The sequence below is a fragment of the Streptomyces cinnabarinus genome, from assembly GCF_027270315.1.
In the GTDB taxonomy this organism is placed as follows: domain Bacteria; phylum Actinomycetota; class Actinomycetes; order Streptomycetales; family Streptomycetaceae; genus Streptomyces; species Streptomyces cinnabarinus.
In genome coordinates this window covers 1,964,577-1,978,003 of sequence record NZ_CP114413.1, presented here as the reverse complement: position 1 = coordinate 1,978,003, position 13,427 = coordinate 1,964,577, and the positions used below count along the sequence as shown (strand labels likewise).

At 71.1% G+C, this 13,427-nt stretch carries 12 protein-coding genes; 6 read left to right on the top strand and 6 right to left on the bottom strand.

Features of this window, described 5'->3' with window-relative positions:
* Positions 1-69: 69 nt before the first annotated feature.
* Positions 70-693, top strand: coding sequence for a TetR/AcrR family transcriptional regulator (locus tag STRCI_RS08895; protein WP_269658308.1), 624 nt, complete (start codon positions 70-72; stop codon positions 691-693).
* Between the two features lie 22 nt (positions 694-715).
* On the opposite strand, the gene STRCI_RS08890 is transcribed toward STRCI_RS08895, so the two are convergent.
* A complete protein-coding gene (locus STRCI_RS08890) occupies positions 716-1,177 on the bottom strand; it encodes a MaoC family dehydratase (protein WP_269658307.1) in 462 nt (153 codons plus the stop codon).
* 104 nt (positions 1,178-1,281) lie between these two features.
* Here STRCI_RS08890 and soxR point away from each other — a divergent pair, with 104 nt between their 5' ends.
* Positions 1,282-1,752, top strand: coding sequence for a redox-sensitive transcriptional activator SoxR (soxR, locus tag STRCI_RS08885; RefSeq protein WP_269658306.1), 471 nt, complete (start codon positions 1,282-1,284; stop codon positions 1,750-1,752).
* Between the two features lie 29 nt (positions 1,753-1,781).
* Here soxR and STRCI_RS08880 read toward each other — a convergent pair whose 3' ends face one another.
* Both STRCI_RS08880 and STRCI_RS08875 read right to left on the bottom strand, forming a co-directional pair.
* Positions 1,782-2,501: a 3-keto-5-aminohexanoate cleavage protein gene (locus tag STRCI_RS08880; protein WP_269664513.1), complete on the bottom strand. Its 720-nt coding sequence runs from the start codon at positions 2,499-2,501 to the stop codon at positions 1,782-1,784.
* A 183-nt stretch (positions 2,502-2,684) separates the two neighbouring features.
* A complete protein-coding gene (locus tag STRCI_RS08875) occupies positions 2,685-3,290 on the bottom strand; it encodes a hypothetical protein (protein ID WP_269658305.1) in 606 nt (201 codons plus the stop codon).
* Between the two features lie 243 nt (positions 3,291-3,533).
* Between STRCI_RS08875 and STRCI_RS08870 the strand changes: the two genes are divergently transcribed.
* Positions 3,534-6,332 (top strand): penicillin acylase family protein, encoded by a 2,799-nt coding sequence (locus tag STRCI_RS08870; RefSeq protein WP_269658304.1) that lies wholly within the window; start codon positions 3,534-3,536, stop codon positions 6,330-6,332.
* Between the two features lie 33 nt (positions 6,333-6,365).
* On the opposite strand, the gene STRCI_RS08865 is transcribed toward STRCI_RS08870, so the two are convergent.
* Together STRCI_RS08865 and STRCI_RS08860 are read right to left on the bottom strand one after the other, a co-directional pair.
* Positions 6,366-7,688: a serine-threonine protein kinase gene (locus STRCI_RS08865; protein ID WP_269658303.1), complete on the bottom strand. Its 1,323-nt coding sequence runs from the start codon at positions 7,686-7,688 to the stop codon at positions 6,366-6,368.
* An 81-nt stretch (positions 7,689-7,769) separates the two neighbouring features.
* A complete protein-coding gene (locus STRCI_RS08860; RefSeq protein WP_269658302.1) occupies positions 7,770-9,005 on the bottom strand; it encodes an exo-beta-N-acetylmuramidase NamZ family protein in 1,236 nt (411 codons plus the stop codon).
* 165 nt (positions 9,006-9,170) lie between these two features.
* Here STRCI_RS08860 and STRCI_RS08855 point away from each other — a divergent pair, with 165 nt between their 5' ends.
* From STRCI_RS08855 to STRCI_RS08845, 3 genes are read left to right on the top strand one after another with little or no spacing between them, the layout of a single operon-like run.
* Positions 9,171-9,935 carry an SDR family oxidoreductase gene (locus tag STRCI_RS08855; protein ID WP_269658301.1) on the top strand — a complete coding sequence of 255 codons (765 nt, stop codon included), beginning with the start codon at positions 9,171-9,173 and terminating at the stop codon, positions 9,933-9,935.
* Positions 9,884-11,593, top strand: coding sequence for a class I adenylate-forming enzyme family protein (locus tag STRCI_RS08850; protein ID WP_269658300.1), 1,710 nt, complete (start codon positions 9,884-9,886; stop codon positions 11,591-11,593). Before STRCI_RS08855 ends, STRCI_RS08850 begins: the two co-directional genes overlap by 52 nt.
* A 26-nt stretch (positions 11,594-11,619) precedes the next feature.
* Entirely contained in the window at positions 11,620-12,213 is a 594-nt protein-coding gene (locus STRCI_RS08845) for a TetR/AcrR family transcriptional regulator (protein WP_269658299.1), read from the top strand.
* On the opposite strand, the gene STRCI_RS08840 is transcribed toward STRCI_RS08845, so the two are convergent.
* Positions 12,210-13,427, bottom strand: coding sequence for an acyl-CoA dehydrogenase family protein (locus tag STRCI_RS08840; RefSeq protein WP_269658298.1), 1,218 nt, complete (start codon positions 13,425-13,427; stop codon positions 12,210-12,212). The two genes, STRCI_RS08845 and STRCI_RS08840, sit on opposite strands and share 4 nt — an antisense overlap.

Below are 13,427 nucleotides of genomic sequence, written 5' to 3'. Positions count from 1 at the left end.
CCGCCCTAAGCGCTCGCTCACTGTCGGCGGTATGGTGGTGACCCTGTCATCGGAAGGGGCGAGCAAGCGATGAGTACGGCGGAGGAGACGGCCGGCGGCGAGGGGTCGGCGTGGGGCGAGGTCACGCCCGACGCGGCCCGGCGATTGCTGATCGCCGCGGTGGAGGCCTTCGCCGAGCGCGGCTACCACGCCACGACGACCCGTGACATCGCGGGCCGGGCCGGGATGAGCCCGGCCGCGCTCTACATCCACTACAAGACCAAGGAAGAGCTGCTCCACCGCATCAGCCGGATCGGCCACGAAAAGGCGCTGGAGATCCTGCGTGCGGCGTCCGCGCGCGAGGGCAGCGCGGCCGAGCGGCTCGCGGACGCGGTGAGCTCCTTCGTCCGCTGGCACGCGGGGGGCCGCACCACCGCGCGGGTCGTGCAGTACGAGCTGGACTCGCTGGGGCCCGAGGCGCGGGCCGAGATCGTCGGGCTCAGGCGGCAGGTCGACGCCGTGGTGCGCGGGATCATCGAGGACGGGGTGGCGTCCGGCGAGTTCGAGGTGCGGGACGTCCAGGGCACCACCCTCGCCGTGCTGTCGCTCTGCGTCGACGTGGCCCGCTGGTTCAGCGTCGACGGCCCCTGGACGCCGGACGAGGTCGGCGAGCTGTACGCCGACCTCGTACTGCGGATGGTCGCGGCGAAGTAGTCCCGCCGCGCCCTGCGGCGTCCTACAGGTAGTAGCGCGAGACGGACTCGGCGACGCACACGGGCTTGTCGCCGCCCTCGCGCTCCACGGTGAAGGCGACCGTCACCTGCACACCGCCGGTGACGTCGTCCACGCCCGTGATCGTGCCGGTGGCGCGCAGTCGTGAGCCGACCGGGACCGGGGCCGGGAAACGGACCTTGTTCGAGCCGTAGTTGACGCCCATCGACACGCCCTCGACGCTGATCAGCTGCGGTCCGAAGAGGGGCAGCAGCGACAGGGTGAGATAACCGTGGGCGATCGTCGTCCCGAACGGTCCGGCGGCGGCCTTCTCCGGGTCGACGTGGATCCACTGGTGGTCCCCGGTCGCCTCGGCGAACAGATCGATCCGCTTCTGGTCGACCTCCAGCCAGTCGGTGTGGCCCAGCTGCTCGCCGACCGCCGCCTTCAGCTCGTCGACGGAGGTGAAGCTCCTCGGTTCTGCCATGTCCCTGGCTCCTCCCAAACTCTAAGCGACTGCTTAGCATGGTCGGATGAGGGCCCGCTGTCAACGGACCCTGGACGCCGATCGGGGTGGGTAGGCTTCGAGGGGTGCCCAAGATTCCCGAGAAGATCCATGAGCTCACGGTCGGCCAGCTCGCCGCGCGTAGCGGTGCCGCCGTCTCCGCACTGCACTTCTACGAGGCGAAGGGCCTGATCGGCAGCCGCCGCACGGCGGGCAACCAGCGCCGGTACGGCAGGGACACGCTGCGGCGGGTCGCCTTCATCCGGGCCGCTCAGCGCGTGGGCATCCCCCTGGCCACGATCCGCGAGGCGTTGGCCGAGCTCCCCGAGGAGCGCACGCCCACCCACGAGGACTGGGCCCGCCTCTCGGAGGCGTGGCGGGCCGAACTGGACGAACGCATCACCCAGTTGAACCGCCTGCGCGACCACCTCACCGACTGCATCGGCTGCGGCTGCCTCTCCCTGGACACCTGCGTCCTGTCCAACCCCGACGACGCCTTCGGCGAACGCCTCACCGGCTCCCGCCTCCTGGTGGAGCGCAAACGCCCGACCGGCTGACGGCTGGGGTCTGTCGTTTGGATCAGGCCCTAGGCGGGTTCCCGCCGCATCAGCAGTGCCGTCGCCACCAACTGGGCGTTCGACAGGGCCCGTTCGCCGCCGGGCAGGAACAGTGTGTCCTCCAGGCCCACCCTGGTGGGCAGGCACAGGCGTCCCGCCAGCCGTAGCACCGGCCAGGCCCCGCCGTCCTCGCCGTGCAGCAGCACCGGGCGGCCGAAGGCCCGGCCCAGGTCGGTCAGCAGGACGCGCGCGGTGCGCTCGGCCGTGTCGGGCGCGGTGTCCGTCACCTCCGCCAGGACCCGGAGCACCTGGGGGCCGAGCGGGGACCGGGCGAACCGCGCCGCTCCGTCCGTGCCCGACCGGATCCCGGCCTCGACGCCCACACCCCGCTCGATCAGCACGGCGGCCACGTCCTCCGCGCCGGGCTCGTGCCAGTTGACCGAGGCGTGGTCCGGGAGCACGGTCCACTCACGGATGCGGGACACCCGTACCGCCGGATCCGGCTCGGCCCGGGCGCCCGTGGTCACTCCGACCGGCACCGGGACCCGGGCCCGGATCGCCTCCAACGTCGCCGCCACCACGCGCGGGGAGAGACTGTCCTGACCGCAGGGCGTCCTGGGATGAACATGAACGTCCGTAGCACCGGCCGCCACGGCTTCCGCCGCGGACTCGGCCAGCGCCTCAGGAGTGAGCGGAACCACCGCACCGTCAACGGCCCCTCGGGCCCCGTTCAGACAGACCTGCACCATGCGTCGATACTGCCAGTCACAGGTCATGAGGGGGTGCGGCATCCCCATCGCACCCCCGGCCGTACAAGCGGCGCTTTGAAGCCCCGCCGCGCGCCAACTCCCTGCAAGGGGCGCGAGGCTGTATTGATTTGCGGCTCCGCCGCGCGGGCGCGACCAGCCCCCATCGCCGGCAGGGCAAAAGCGCTACGCGGACACCAGTAGCCGCCGCTCACGCCGCGCAGCGGCCAGCGCCTCCGGCGTCAGCACAGGCCGCGGCACCACAATCCCGCAGTCCGCGCAGACAGGCCCCGAGGACGGCTCATGGGCCAGGTCGTACTTCCAGGTCAGCCGAGCCCCATCACACACAGGGCACCCCGAACCCGGTTCACGCTCCAAGGCGGAGATCAGCCTGCGCAGCACCTCGGCCAGCGGCTCACGGGGGTGTACCCGCGGGTCGTCGCACCACGCCACTCCGAATCCGCCCCAGGTCAGCCGGTGCCAGTCGTCGACACTCCCCGGCCGGCGCAACCCGTCGTGCTTCTCCTTCTTTCGGCGGTGGGCGAACTCCACCTCATAGGCGAGCCAGACCGACCGGGCCTCCTCCAGCTCGTCCAACGCGGCCACGAGCCGCGCCGGATCGGGGGAGCGGTCCTCCGGCCCGAACCCCGCCCGGGAGCACAAGTGGTCCCAGGTCGCCCTGTGCCCATAGGGGGCGAACCGCTCAAGGCACTTGCGCAGCGAATAGCGCCGCAGCGCCAGATCGCAGCGCGGGTCGCGCACCTGTCTCGCCAGACTCCGGAAACCGGCCATCGCCCTGCACCTCCGTCACACCTGCACCTGTACTTCGGTCACTTCGGCGAACACCGTGCGGACTTCGCACGACGTTGACGAATAGACGTATCGACACGCGATTCGGCTCCATCCGTTTTCCGATGGCCCCTATCAGCCGGTGCACCCACCTCCCTCAAGGTCCTTGAAAGTGACGCATGTTCACCTTCGATCCCGGGGATACCGGCGGTAACGTCCGGCCCACCCCCGTCGGTAGGAGCTGCCATGCCACGGCGCATCCCCCGCACCGCGCTCGACAGACTGAGAACTCCCGGCAGATTCCCCGGGTTCCTGAAGACGGCATCCGTATGCGCGCTCATTGCCGGTCTTTTGTCTCCGCTTTCCCCGGCGGTCGCCGCCCAGGCGGCCGACACGGGGACCGCGGCGGTGACCGATCACTGCGGAAACCAGTGCTCCGACATCCTGCCGCCTGGCGAGAACGGCAACGCCACCCTGGCCCAGATCCTGCTCAACCAGGCTTTTGGATCGATGCCCGCGCACGCCTCCGACCAGCTCGGACCGTACGCCGGCCTCGCCACGGGCCACCCGACGCTGACCAACGCCACGATCAACAACTTCTTCAACGACGCCTCGTTCGGGGTGCCCGCCGATCAGGTCGCCTCCACCGTCCGGCCGGCCGGCCGCAGCGATGTGACGATCGTCCGGGACAAGAAGACGGGTGTGCCGCACATCACGGGCACCACGCGCTACGGCACCGAGTTCGGCGCCGGGTACGCGGCGGCCGAGGACCGGCTGTGGCTCATGGACGTCTTCCGGCACGTCGGCCGCGGACAGCTCACCTCCTTCGCCGGCGGCGACCCCGCCAACCAGGGCCTGGAGCAGGAGTTCTGGCGCCACGCGCCGTACACCGAGGCCGACCTCCAGGCCCAGATCGACAGCGCGGTCGCCAAGAACGGCGCCCGCGGACAGCAGGCCCTCGCCGACGTCAACGCCTACGTCGCCGGCATCAACGCCTACATCGACGCCTCCGACAGCGGCCGCTACTTCCCCGGCGAGTACGTCCTGACCGGCCACAAGGACTCCGTCACCAACGCGGGCACCATCGCGCACTTCAAGCCCACCGACCTGGTCGCCCTCGCCTCCGTCATCGGCGCCCTGTTCGGCTCCGGGGGCGGCGGCGAGGTGAACAACGCGATCTCCCTGATCGCCGCCCAGGAGAGGTACGGCGTCGCCGCGGGCACCGAGGTCTGGGAGTCCTTCCGGATGCGCAACGACCCCGAGGCCGTCGTCACGGTCCGGGACGAGAGCTTCCCGTACGCCGAGAAGCCCGCGGACCCGCAGGGCACCGCGCTGCCCGACGACGGTTCCGTGAGCGGCGAACCCCTGGTGTACGACCGTACGGGCAGCGCGGCCGGCGAGACCGCGGCAGCCACCTCGGCCACGGCGACCAAGGCGGCCATGAGCTCGGCCAGGCGGGGAATGTCCAACGCGCTGGTGGTCAGCGGTGAGCACACCGCGAGCGGCCACCCGGTCGCCGTCTTCGGTCCGCAGACCGGCTACTTCGCACCCCAGTTGCTTCTCCTCCAGGAGATCCAGGGCCCGGGCATCAGCGCCCGCGGCGCCTCCTTCGCGGGACTGAGCATGTACGTCGAACTCGGCCGCGGCCAGGACTACTCCTGGAGCGCGACCACTTCAGGACAGGACATCATCGACACCTACGCCGTCGAGCTGTGCCAGGACGACCACCACTATCTGTACCGGGGCACCTGCACCGCGATGGAGAAGATCGAGCAGAAGAACGCCTGGAAACCGACCACGGCCGACGACACCCCGGCCGGTTCGTACACGATGCGGGTCTGGCGGACCAAGTACGGACCCGTCTCGCACCGCGCGACCGTCGACGGCAAACGCGTCGCCTACACCACGCTGCGCTCGTCCTTCCTGCACGAGGCCGACTCGATCATCGGCTTCCAGATGCTCAATGACCCCGACTACCTCAAGAGCCCCGAGACCTTCCGGACGGCGGTGCAGCACATCAACTTCACCTTCAACTGGTTCTACGTCGACTCCGAGCACACCGCCTACTACAACAGCGGCGACAACCCGGTGCGGGCGACCGGCGTCGACGCCGAGTTCCCGGTATGGGCGCAGCCGTCGTACGAGTGGCGGAACTGGAACCCGGCGACGAACACCGCCGACTACACCCCGCCCTCGGCCCACCCCAACTCGACGGACCAGGACTACTACATCTCCTGGAACAACAAGCAGGCCGAGGACTACACCACCGCCCCCTGGGGCGACGGCTCGGTCCACCGCGGGAACCTCCTCGACGACCGGGTGAGGAGGCTGGTCACCCAGGGCGGGGTGACCCGGGCGGCGCTGGTGAGGGCGATGGCCGAGGCCGGGCTCGCCGATCTGCGCGCCGAGGACGTCCTGCCGGACCTGCTGAAGGTCGTCAACAGCGCCCCGGTGACCGATACGGCGGCGAAGGCGGCCGTCGACAAGCTGTCCGCGTGGGTCACCGCGGGCGCCCGGCGCACGGAGACCTCGGCCGGATCGAAGATGTACGCCCACGCCGACGCCATCCGCGTCCTGGACGCCTGGTGGCCGCTGCTGGTGCGGGCCGCGTTCGAACCGGGCCTGGGCAGCGAGCTGTTCACCGCCGTCACCGGCAACCTGCCCGTCGACGAGGCCCCTTCGGCCGCGCACGGACCGACCGGCGCCCACGCGGGCAGCTCCTTCCAGTACGGCTGGTGGAGCTATGTCGACAAGGACCTGCGGTCGGTGCTCGGTGAGCCGGTGCAGGGGCCGCTGGCCCGCGAGTACTGCGGCGGCGGCAGCCTGAGCGCCTGCCGGGACAGTCTGATCAGCACGCTGAGGACGGCGGCGGGCAGGACGGCCGCCCAGGTCTACCCGGGCGACGCCGGCGGCTGCTCGGCGGGGGACCAGTGGTGCGCGGACTCGATCGTGCAGCGCCCGCTCGGCGGCATCAACCACGCCAGGATCAGCTGGCAGAACCGGCCGACCTATCAGCAGGTCGTGGAGTTCACCTCACACCGGTGACCGTCCTTGACCGACAGGGGAGTTGGCGGCGGATCAGTGCACCCGGCCCGCCGCCAGCACCAGTTGGGCCAGCTCCCGGTGCAGGATGTCGCTGTGTGCCCCGGCGGGCGGCCCGCCGCGCCGCACCACCGCCGCCGCGTCGACGTTCACGCACCCCTTCGCGGGCAGCGGCCCGCGCAGCGCGTCGGCCAACTTCAGCTTCTTGGTACCGGGCACCGCCTGCACCCCGTCGAAGCCCATCGCACCCCACTTGGTGCCCAGCGCCCCGCCGATGCTCAGCTCGTGGAACTCCCGGTCATGGCCCGCCATCCGGGACGCCAGCGGATAGATGGTGCCCAGGGCGTCGTCGTGCTTGGAGAAGCAGCACACCAGCGGCCCGTCGATCCGGTTGTGCTGCCCCTGGAGCACCCCGCCCGCGCGCGGGTCGTGCGGCAGCCGCGCGGAGAACGCGTAGTGCGAGAAGGCCCCTTGGAGCAGCGTCACGGACTTCACCGTGTGCACTCCCTCGGGCAGACCGCGCAGCGCGAACGACACCAGCCGCCCGCCGAAGCTGTGCCCGAGCAGATGCACCCGCATCTTCGGGGCGCGTGCCGCGAGCTGCCCGATCACCCGCCCGAGCCCCCGCTCGCCCACCGTGCCCGCGCGCCGCTTCATCGCGTAGTACGTGGCCTGGCGCAGCAGTTCGTGCGCCCCCTCCCAGGGATTCGGCAGCGAGAAGGAGGCGTCCGGAACGTCGTCCGGTGACTGGAGCCGGGCCAGCGCCCGCCCGAACTCCGCGCAGATCTCGCCCGCCGTCCCCTGGAACATCTCCGGATCGTCCTGCGGCACCCCCTCCGCCAGGGTGTCCGCCGCGAACAGGGCCTGCGGGCCCGGCGGCACCAGGTCCACCAGCAGCCGCACCAGCCGCCCGAACTCCTCCAGCTCCGCCTCCTCGCGCGACTGCTGGTCCAGCAGCCGGGCGAGCTGGTCGACCACCGTGGCCCGCCCCGGGAACGTCTCCAGCAGCGCGTGCCGGGTGTCCTTGTCCAGCGCCGGACGGGCGGGCCCGTCGGCCGCGACGGAGCGCGGGAAGTCGGGGATCGGCTCGTCCGAGAACCGCATCGACGGCCACACCACGCCCACGTATCCGATGGGGGCGCCGGGGGCGAGCTGGGGGACCGGGGCGAAGAAGCGGTCGTAGAGCCGGGTCGCGCCGGAGCGGTCGCTGTTCCAGCCGTGCGCGAAGACGAGCAGGTCCTGCACGCCGCGCCGGGTCACCCCGGCGAGCAGCCGGTCCCGGGAGCGGGTGTCCGGGTCACCGTCCGCGTCGAAGGTCAGCTCCCAGTACGGAGATACGCTCAACTCCGGTCGTGCCATGACAGGCCCCCTCGTCCCCCGTAGCGGTGCGATGTGGGCGTATCGTCCCGCCACGGGGCAGAGTTGGCCATACGACGCGGGTCATCTGTAGAGCAGGTATTCCTTTCGAATCCGCCGGAACGCGGCGAGTTCGTCCTGCCAGCCCTCGACCACCTCGTCGGTGCTCGCGCCCGCGTCGATCGCCGTGCGGACCTGGGTGGACCCGGTGAGCTTGTCGATCCAGTTGTCGGAGCGCCAAGTGAAGCCGGGGAAGGTCCGCTTGGCGGTGACGAGCAGACCGACGCCGGTGCGTACGGGGTCGTAGGCCGCCTTGTCGTGGACGTGGATCTGGACGCCGCCGACGGTCTTGCCCTGGAACTTGGAGAAGGTGGGCGTGAAGTACGCCTCCCTGAAGTGGACCCCGGGCAGCCCCAGCCGGTTGGCCTCGGCGGCCCAGCGGTTGTCGATGCCCTCCGCGCCGAGGAGTTCGAAGGGGCGGGTGGTGCCCCGGCCCTCGGAGAGGTTCGTGCCCTCGAAGAGACAGGTGCCCGAGTAGACCAGCGCGGTGTCCGGGGTCGGCATGTTCGGGCTGGGCGGCACCCAGGGCAGGTTCGCGGCGTCGTAGAACTCCGAGCGCCGCCAGCCCGACATCGTGACCGTGTCCAGGCCGACGGGCATGGTGAGGAACTCCCCGTTGAACAGCAGGGCCAGCTCGGCGACCGTCATCCCGTGCGCCTGCGAGATCGGTTGCCGGCCGACGAAGGTGGCGAACTCCTTGTGCAGGACGGGCCCTTGGGCGGAGCGGCCGGTCACCGGGTTGGGCCGGTCCAGTACGACCACGCGCTTCCCGGCGAGCTGGGCCGCCTCCATGCAGTCGTAGAGCGTCCAGATGTACGTGTAGAAGCGGGCCCCGACGTCCTGGATGTCGAAGACGATCGTGTCCACGGCTGAGGCGGTGAAGATGTCGGCGAGGGGCTGACCGCTCTTCAGATACGTGTCGTAGACGGGGAGGCCGGTGGCCGGGTCGTCGTAGCGGCCCTCGGAGCCGCCTGCCTGGGCGGTGCCCCGGAAGCCGTGTTCCGGTCCGAAGACGGCCCTGAGATCCACCCTGTCGTCAGCGTGCATGACGTCGACGATGTGGCGGGCGGTGCGGGTGATGCCGGTGGGGTTGGTGACGATTCCTACGCGCCGGCCGGCGAGTGGGGCGTAGCCGGATGCCTGGAGGCGCTCGAAGCCGGTCTGCGATCGGCGTCCGCCGGAGCCTGCGGCGGCTGCGGGGGTTGTGGTGGCCGCGAGGGCCGGGGTTGCGGCTAGGAGAGTTCGTCTCGTAAAGCGCATGAAGGGCACGGTAGGGGGTGTTGCGGTGGTTCGTAAGCTGCTGGTCGTCTGTGGCTTGTCGCGCCGTTCCCCGCGCGCCTGGGTATGCCTTCCGCGCCCTTCCTCTGATACATACCGACCGGTTAGTCTGGCCGTGCTCGCCTGAGCCGCGATCGAAGGAGACCGATGGTGGAAGCCCTGCAGGACGCCGGAGTCGTTGTCACCGGAGCGGGTGGGGGGATCGGGGCCGCGCTTGCCCGGCGGTTCGCCTCCGCCGGGGCCCGGGTCGTCGTCAATGATCTCGACGTCGCCAAGGCCGAAGCCGTCGCAGCGGAGATCGGGGGGATCGCCCTGCCCGGGGACGCCTCCGGGATCGTGGGACCCGCCCGGGACGCGCTCGGTGCGGACATCGATGTGTACTGCGCCAACGCCGGCGTCGGTTCCGGGGGGTCCGAGGCCGCCGGGGAGGACGTCTGGGCGCTGGCCTGGGACGTCAACGTGATGGCCCATGTGCGGGCCGCTCAGGAGCTGCTCCCGGGGTGGCTGGAGCGGGGGAGCGGGCGGTTCGTGTCCACCGTGTCCGCCGCCGGGCTGCTCACCATGATCGGTGCCGCGCCCTACAGCGTCACCAAGCACGGGGCGTACGCCTTCGCCGAGTGGCTGTCGCTGACCTACCGGCACCGGGGCGTCCAGGTGCACGCGATCTGTCCCCAGGGCGTGCGCACCGACATGCTCGCCGCCACCGGGACCGCCGGGGACCTGGTGCTCAAGCCCACCGCCATCGAGCCGGACGACGTGGCCGACGCCCTGTTCAAGGGGATGGCGGAGGACCGGTTCCTGATCCTGCCGCATCCCGAGGTCGCCGGGTTCTACCAGGCGCGGGCCGGGGATCCCGACCGATGGCTCGGCACCATGAACCACATCCAGCAGAAGTGGGAGACCGCGCGGTGAGCGGGTACGCGGCCAAGCCCTGGCTCGCCCTGCTCGACGACGCCCAGCGGGCTCCCATCGACCCCGCCGACTCCCTGGTGCACGCCCTGCGCCGGGCCGCCGCCGCGGTGCCGGACCGGGTCTTCCTCGCCTACTTCGACGGGCGGCTGAGCTACCGCGAGGTCGATGAGCTGAGCGACTCCGTCGCCGGGCACCTGGCGGCGCGGGGGCTGGCGCGCGGTGAGCGGGTGGCGGTGCTGCTGCAGAACTCCCCGCTCTTCGTGGTCGCCGTGCTCGGCGCCTGGAAGGCGGGCGCGACCGTGGTGCCGGTCAACCCCATGTACAAGTCGGGGGAGATGGCGCACGTCCTGCGGGACGGCGAGGTGGCCGCGCTGATCTGCTCGGACCGCGCCTGGGAGACGTATCTGCGCGAGACGGCCGCCGACTCGCCGGTGCGGATCGTGCTCACGGGCTGCGAGCTGGACTTCCAGACCCGGGACGACGAACGCGTGCTCGCCTTCGAGCGGCTCCCGCAGGCCCCGGACGCGGAGGATCTGACCGCCGTGGCCGGTGCCGGGCACCAAGCCCCCGAGGGACGCGATCCGGCGCCGTCCGACATCGCGCTGATCAGCTACACCTCCGGCACCAGCGGCACCCCCAAGGGGGCCACCAACACGCACGGCAACATCATGCACAACGCCGAGCGGCAGCGGACCGGACTGCCGCTGCCCGCGGCGCCGGTCTACTTCGCCATGGCCCCGCTGTTCCACATCACCGGCATGGTCTGCCAGCTCGGCGCCTGTCTGAACAGCGCGGGCACGCTCGTGCTGGCGTACCGCTTCGAGGCCGGGGCCGTGCTGGACGCGTTCGCCGAGCACAAGCCGCACTACACCGTCGGCCCGTCGACCGCCTTCATGGCGCTGGCCGCGCACCCCTCCGTCACCCGGGACCACTTCGCCTCCTTCCGGATCATCTCCTCGGGCGGCGCCCCGCTGCCGCCCGCGCTGGTGGAGAAGTTCCGGGCCGGATTCGGGCCGTACATCCGCAACGGCTACGGGCTCACCGAGTGCACCGCGCCCTGCGCCGCCGTGCCGCCGCAGTGGGAGGCGCCCGTCGACCCGGCCTCCGGGACGCTCGCGGTGGGCGTGCCGGGCCCGGACACGGTGGTGCGGATCGTCGACGACGAGGGCGCCGAGGTGCCCTTCGGCGAGCCGGGCGAGATCGTGGTCAGCGGGCCGCAGGTGGTGCCCGGCTACTGGCGGCGCCCCGAGGCCACCGCGGAGACCTTCCCCGGCGGCGAGCTGCGCACCGGCGACATCGGGTTCATGGACGCCGAGGGCTGGCTGTACGTCGTCGACCGTAAGAAGGACATGATCAACGCGTCCGGCTTCAAGGTGTGGCCGCGCGAGGTCGAGGACGTGCTGTACACCCATCCGGCGGTGCGCGAGGCGGCCGTCGTCGGGGTGCCCGACGGGTACCGCGGGGAGACCGTCAAGGCGTACATCAGCCTGCGTCCGGGTGCCGGGACGGACCCGGATGAACTCGCGGTGTACTGCAAGGAGAGACTGGCCGCCTACAAATACCCGCGCCAGGTGGAGATCCTGCCCGACTTGCCGAAGACGGCGAGTGGGAAGATCCTCCGGCGGGAACTTCGTTCCCGCGCGCACGACAGCCAGTGAGAACCCGAAAGGCAGGTGGCGGCAGAGTGCCCAGAACGACGGACGCGGACGGCACCCCCGTCCCCCAGCGGCTGCTCGCCGCCGCCACCCGGCTCTTCGCCGAGCGAGGCTACGACCGTACCTCGGTGCAGGAGATCGTGGAGGCGGCCGGCGTCACCAAGGGAGCGCTGTACCACTACTTCGGCTCCAAGGACGATCTGCTGCACGAGGTGTACGCGCGCGTGCTCCGCGTCCAGCAGGAGCGCCTGGACGCCTTCGCGGACGCCGACGAGCCGGTGGAGAAGCGGCTGCGGGCCGCGGCGGCCGATGTGGTGGTCACCACCATCGAGAACCTCGACGACGCCTCGATCTTCTTCCGCTCGATGCACCATCTGAGCCCCGAGAAGAACAAGCAGGTGCGCTCCGAGCGGCGGCGCTACCACGAGCGTTTCCGCGCGCTCATCGAGGAGGGCCAGCGGGCCGGGGTCTTCTCCACCGCCACCCCGGCCGACCTGGTGGTGGACTACCACTTCGGCTCCGTCCACCACCTGTCGACGTGGTACCGCCCCGACGGCCCGATGAGCCCCCAGGAGCTGGCCGACCATCTGGCCGACCTGCTCCTGAGGGCCCTGCGCCCCTAGGGCAGGTACTTCTTCAGTTCCCGGCGGGCGAGCGAGCGCTGGTGCACCTCGTCCGGACCGTCGGCGATCATCAGCGTCCGCGCGCTCGCGTACAGCTCGGCCAGCGGGAAGTCCTGGCTCACGCCGCCCGCGCCGTGCAGCTGGATCGCGCGGTCGATGATGTCGACGACCGCACGCGGCGTCGCGATCTTGATGGCCTGGATCTCGGCGTGGGCGCCCTTGTTGCCGACGGTGTCCATCAGCCAGGCCGTCTTCAGCACCAGCAGCCGCAGCTGCTCGACGGTCACCCGCGCGTCGGCGATCCAGTTGTGCACCACGCCCTGCTGCGCCAGCGCCTTGCCGAAGGCCGTCCGGGACACCGCCCGGCGGCACATCAGCTCGATGGCCCGCTCGGCCATGCCGATCAGCCGCATGCAGTGGTGGATCCGGCCGGGGCCGAGCCGGGCCTGGGCGATGGCGAAGCCGCCGCCCTCCTCGCCGATGAGGTTCGACGCGGGCACGCGCGCCCGGTCGAAGACCACCTCGGCGTGGCCGCCGTGGGAGTGGTCCTCGTAGCCGAAGACCTGCATGGCCCGCGTGACGGTGACGCCGGGGGTGTCCCGGGGGACCAGGATCATGGACTGCTGGCGGCGGATGTCGGTGCCGTCCGGGTCCGTCTTGCCCATCACGATGAAGATCTTGCAGTCCGGGTTCATCGCCCCGGAGATGTACCACTTGCGGCCCGAGATGACGTAGTCGTCGCCGTCCCGCTCGATGTACGTGGTGATGTTGGTGGCGTCGGAGGAGGCCACCTCCGGCTCGGTCATCGCGAACGCCGAGCGGATCTCACCGGCGAGCAGCGGCTCCAGCCACTGCTTGCGCTGCCGCTCGTCGCCGAACTGGTGCAGCACCTCCATGTTCCCGGTGTCCGGCGCCGCGCAGTTCAGCGCGGTCGGCGCCAAGTGCGGGGAGCGGCCGGTGATCTCGGCGAGCGGGGCGTACTGGAGGTTGGTGAGCCCGGCACCGTACTCGGAGTCCGGCAGGAAGAGGTTCCACAGGCCCTGCCTGCGCGCCTCGGCCTTCAGCTCCTCGACCACCGCCGGGGTGTCCCAGGGCGAGGCCAGCGCGGCCCGCTGCTCCTCCGCCACCGCCTCGGCCGGGTAGACGTACTCGTCCATGAAAGCGAGCAGCTTGCCGCGCAGCTCCTCGGTGCGTGCGTCGAACGCGAAGTCCAT

Coding starts and splice junctions, on each gene's coding strand:
- STRCI_RS08895 (WP_269658308.1), top strand. CDS start 70: ATGAGTACGGCGGAGGAGACGGCCGGCGGCGAGGGGTCGGCGTGGGGC.
- STRCI_RS08890 (WP_269658307.1), bottom strand. CDS start 1,177: ATGGCAGAACCGAGGAGCTTCACCTCCGTCGACGAGCTGAAGGCGGCG.
- STRCI_RS08880 (WP_269664513.1), bottom strand. CDS start 2,501: ATGGTGCAGGTCTGTCTGAACGGGGCCCGAGGGGCCGTTGACGGTGCG.
- STRCI_RS08875 (WP_269658305.1), bottom strand. CDS start 3,290: ATGGCCGGTTTCCGGAGTCTGGCGAGACAGGTGCGCGACCCGCGCTGC.
- STRCI_RS08870 (WP_269658304.1), top strand. CDS start 3,534: ATGCCACGGCGCATCCCCCGCACCGCGCTCGACAGACTGAGAACTCCC.
- STRCI_RS08865 (WP_269658303.1), bottom strand. CDS start 7,688: ATGGCACGACCGGAGTTGAGCGTATCTCCGTACTGGGAGCTGACCTTC.
- STRCI_RS08860 (WP_269658302.1), bottom strand. CDS start 9,005: ATGCGCTTTACGAGACGAACTCTCCTAGCCGCAACCCCGGCCCTCGCG.
- STRCI_RS08855 (WP_269658301.1), top strand. CDS start 9,171: ATGGTGGAAGCCCTGCAGGACGCCGGAGTCGTTGTCACCGGAGCGGGT.
- STRCI_RS08850 (WP_269658300.1), top strand. CDS start 9,884: ATGGCTCGGCACCATGAACCACATCCAGCAGAAGTGGGAGACCGCGCG.
- STRCI_RS08840 (WP_269658298.1), bottom strand. CDS start 13,427: ATGGACTTCGCGTTCGACGCACGCACCGAGGAGCTGCGCGGCAAGCTG.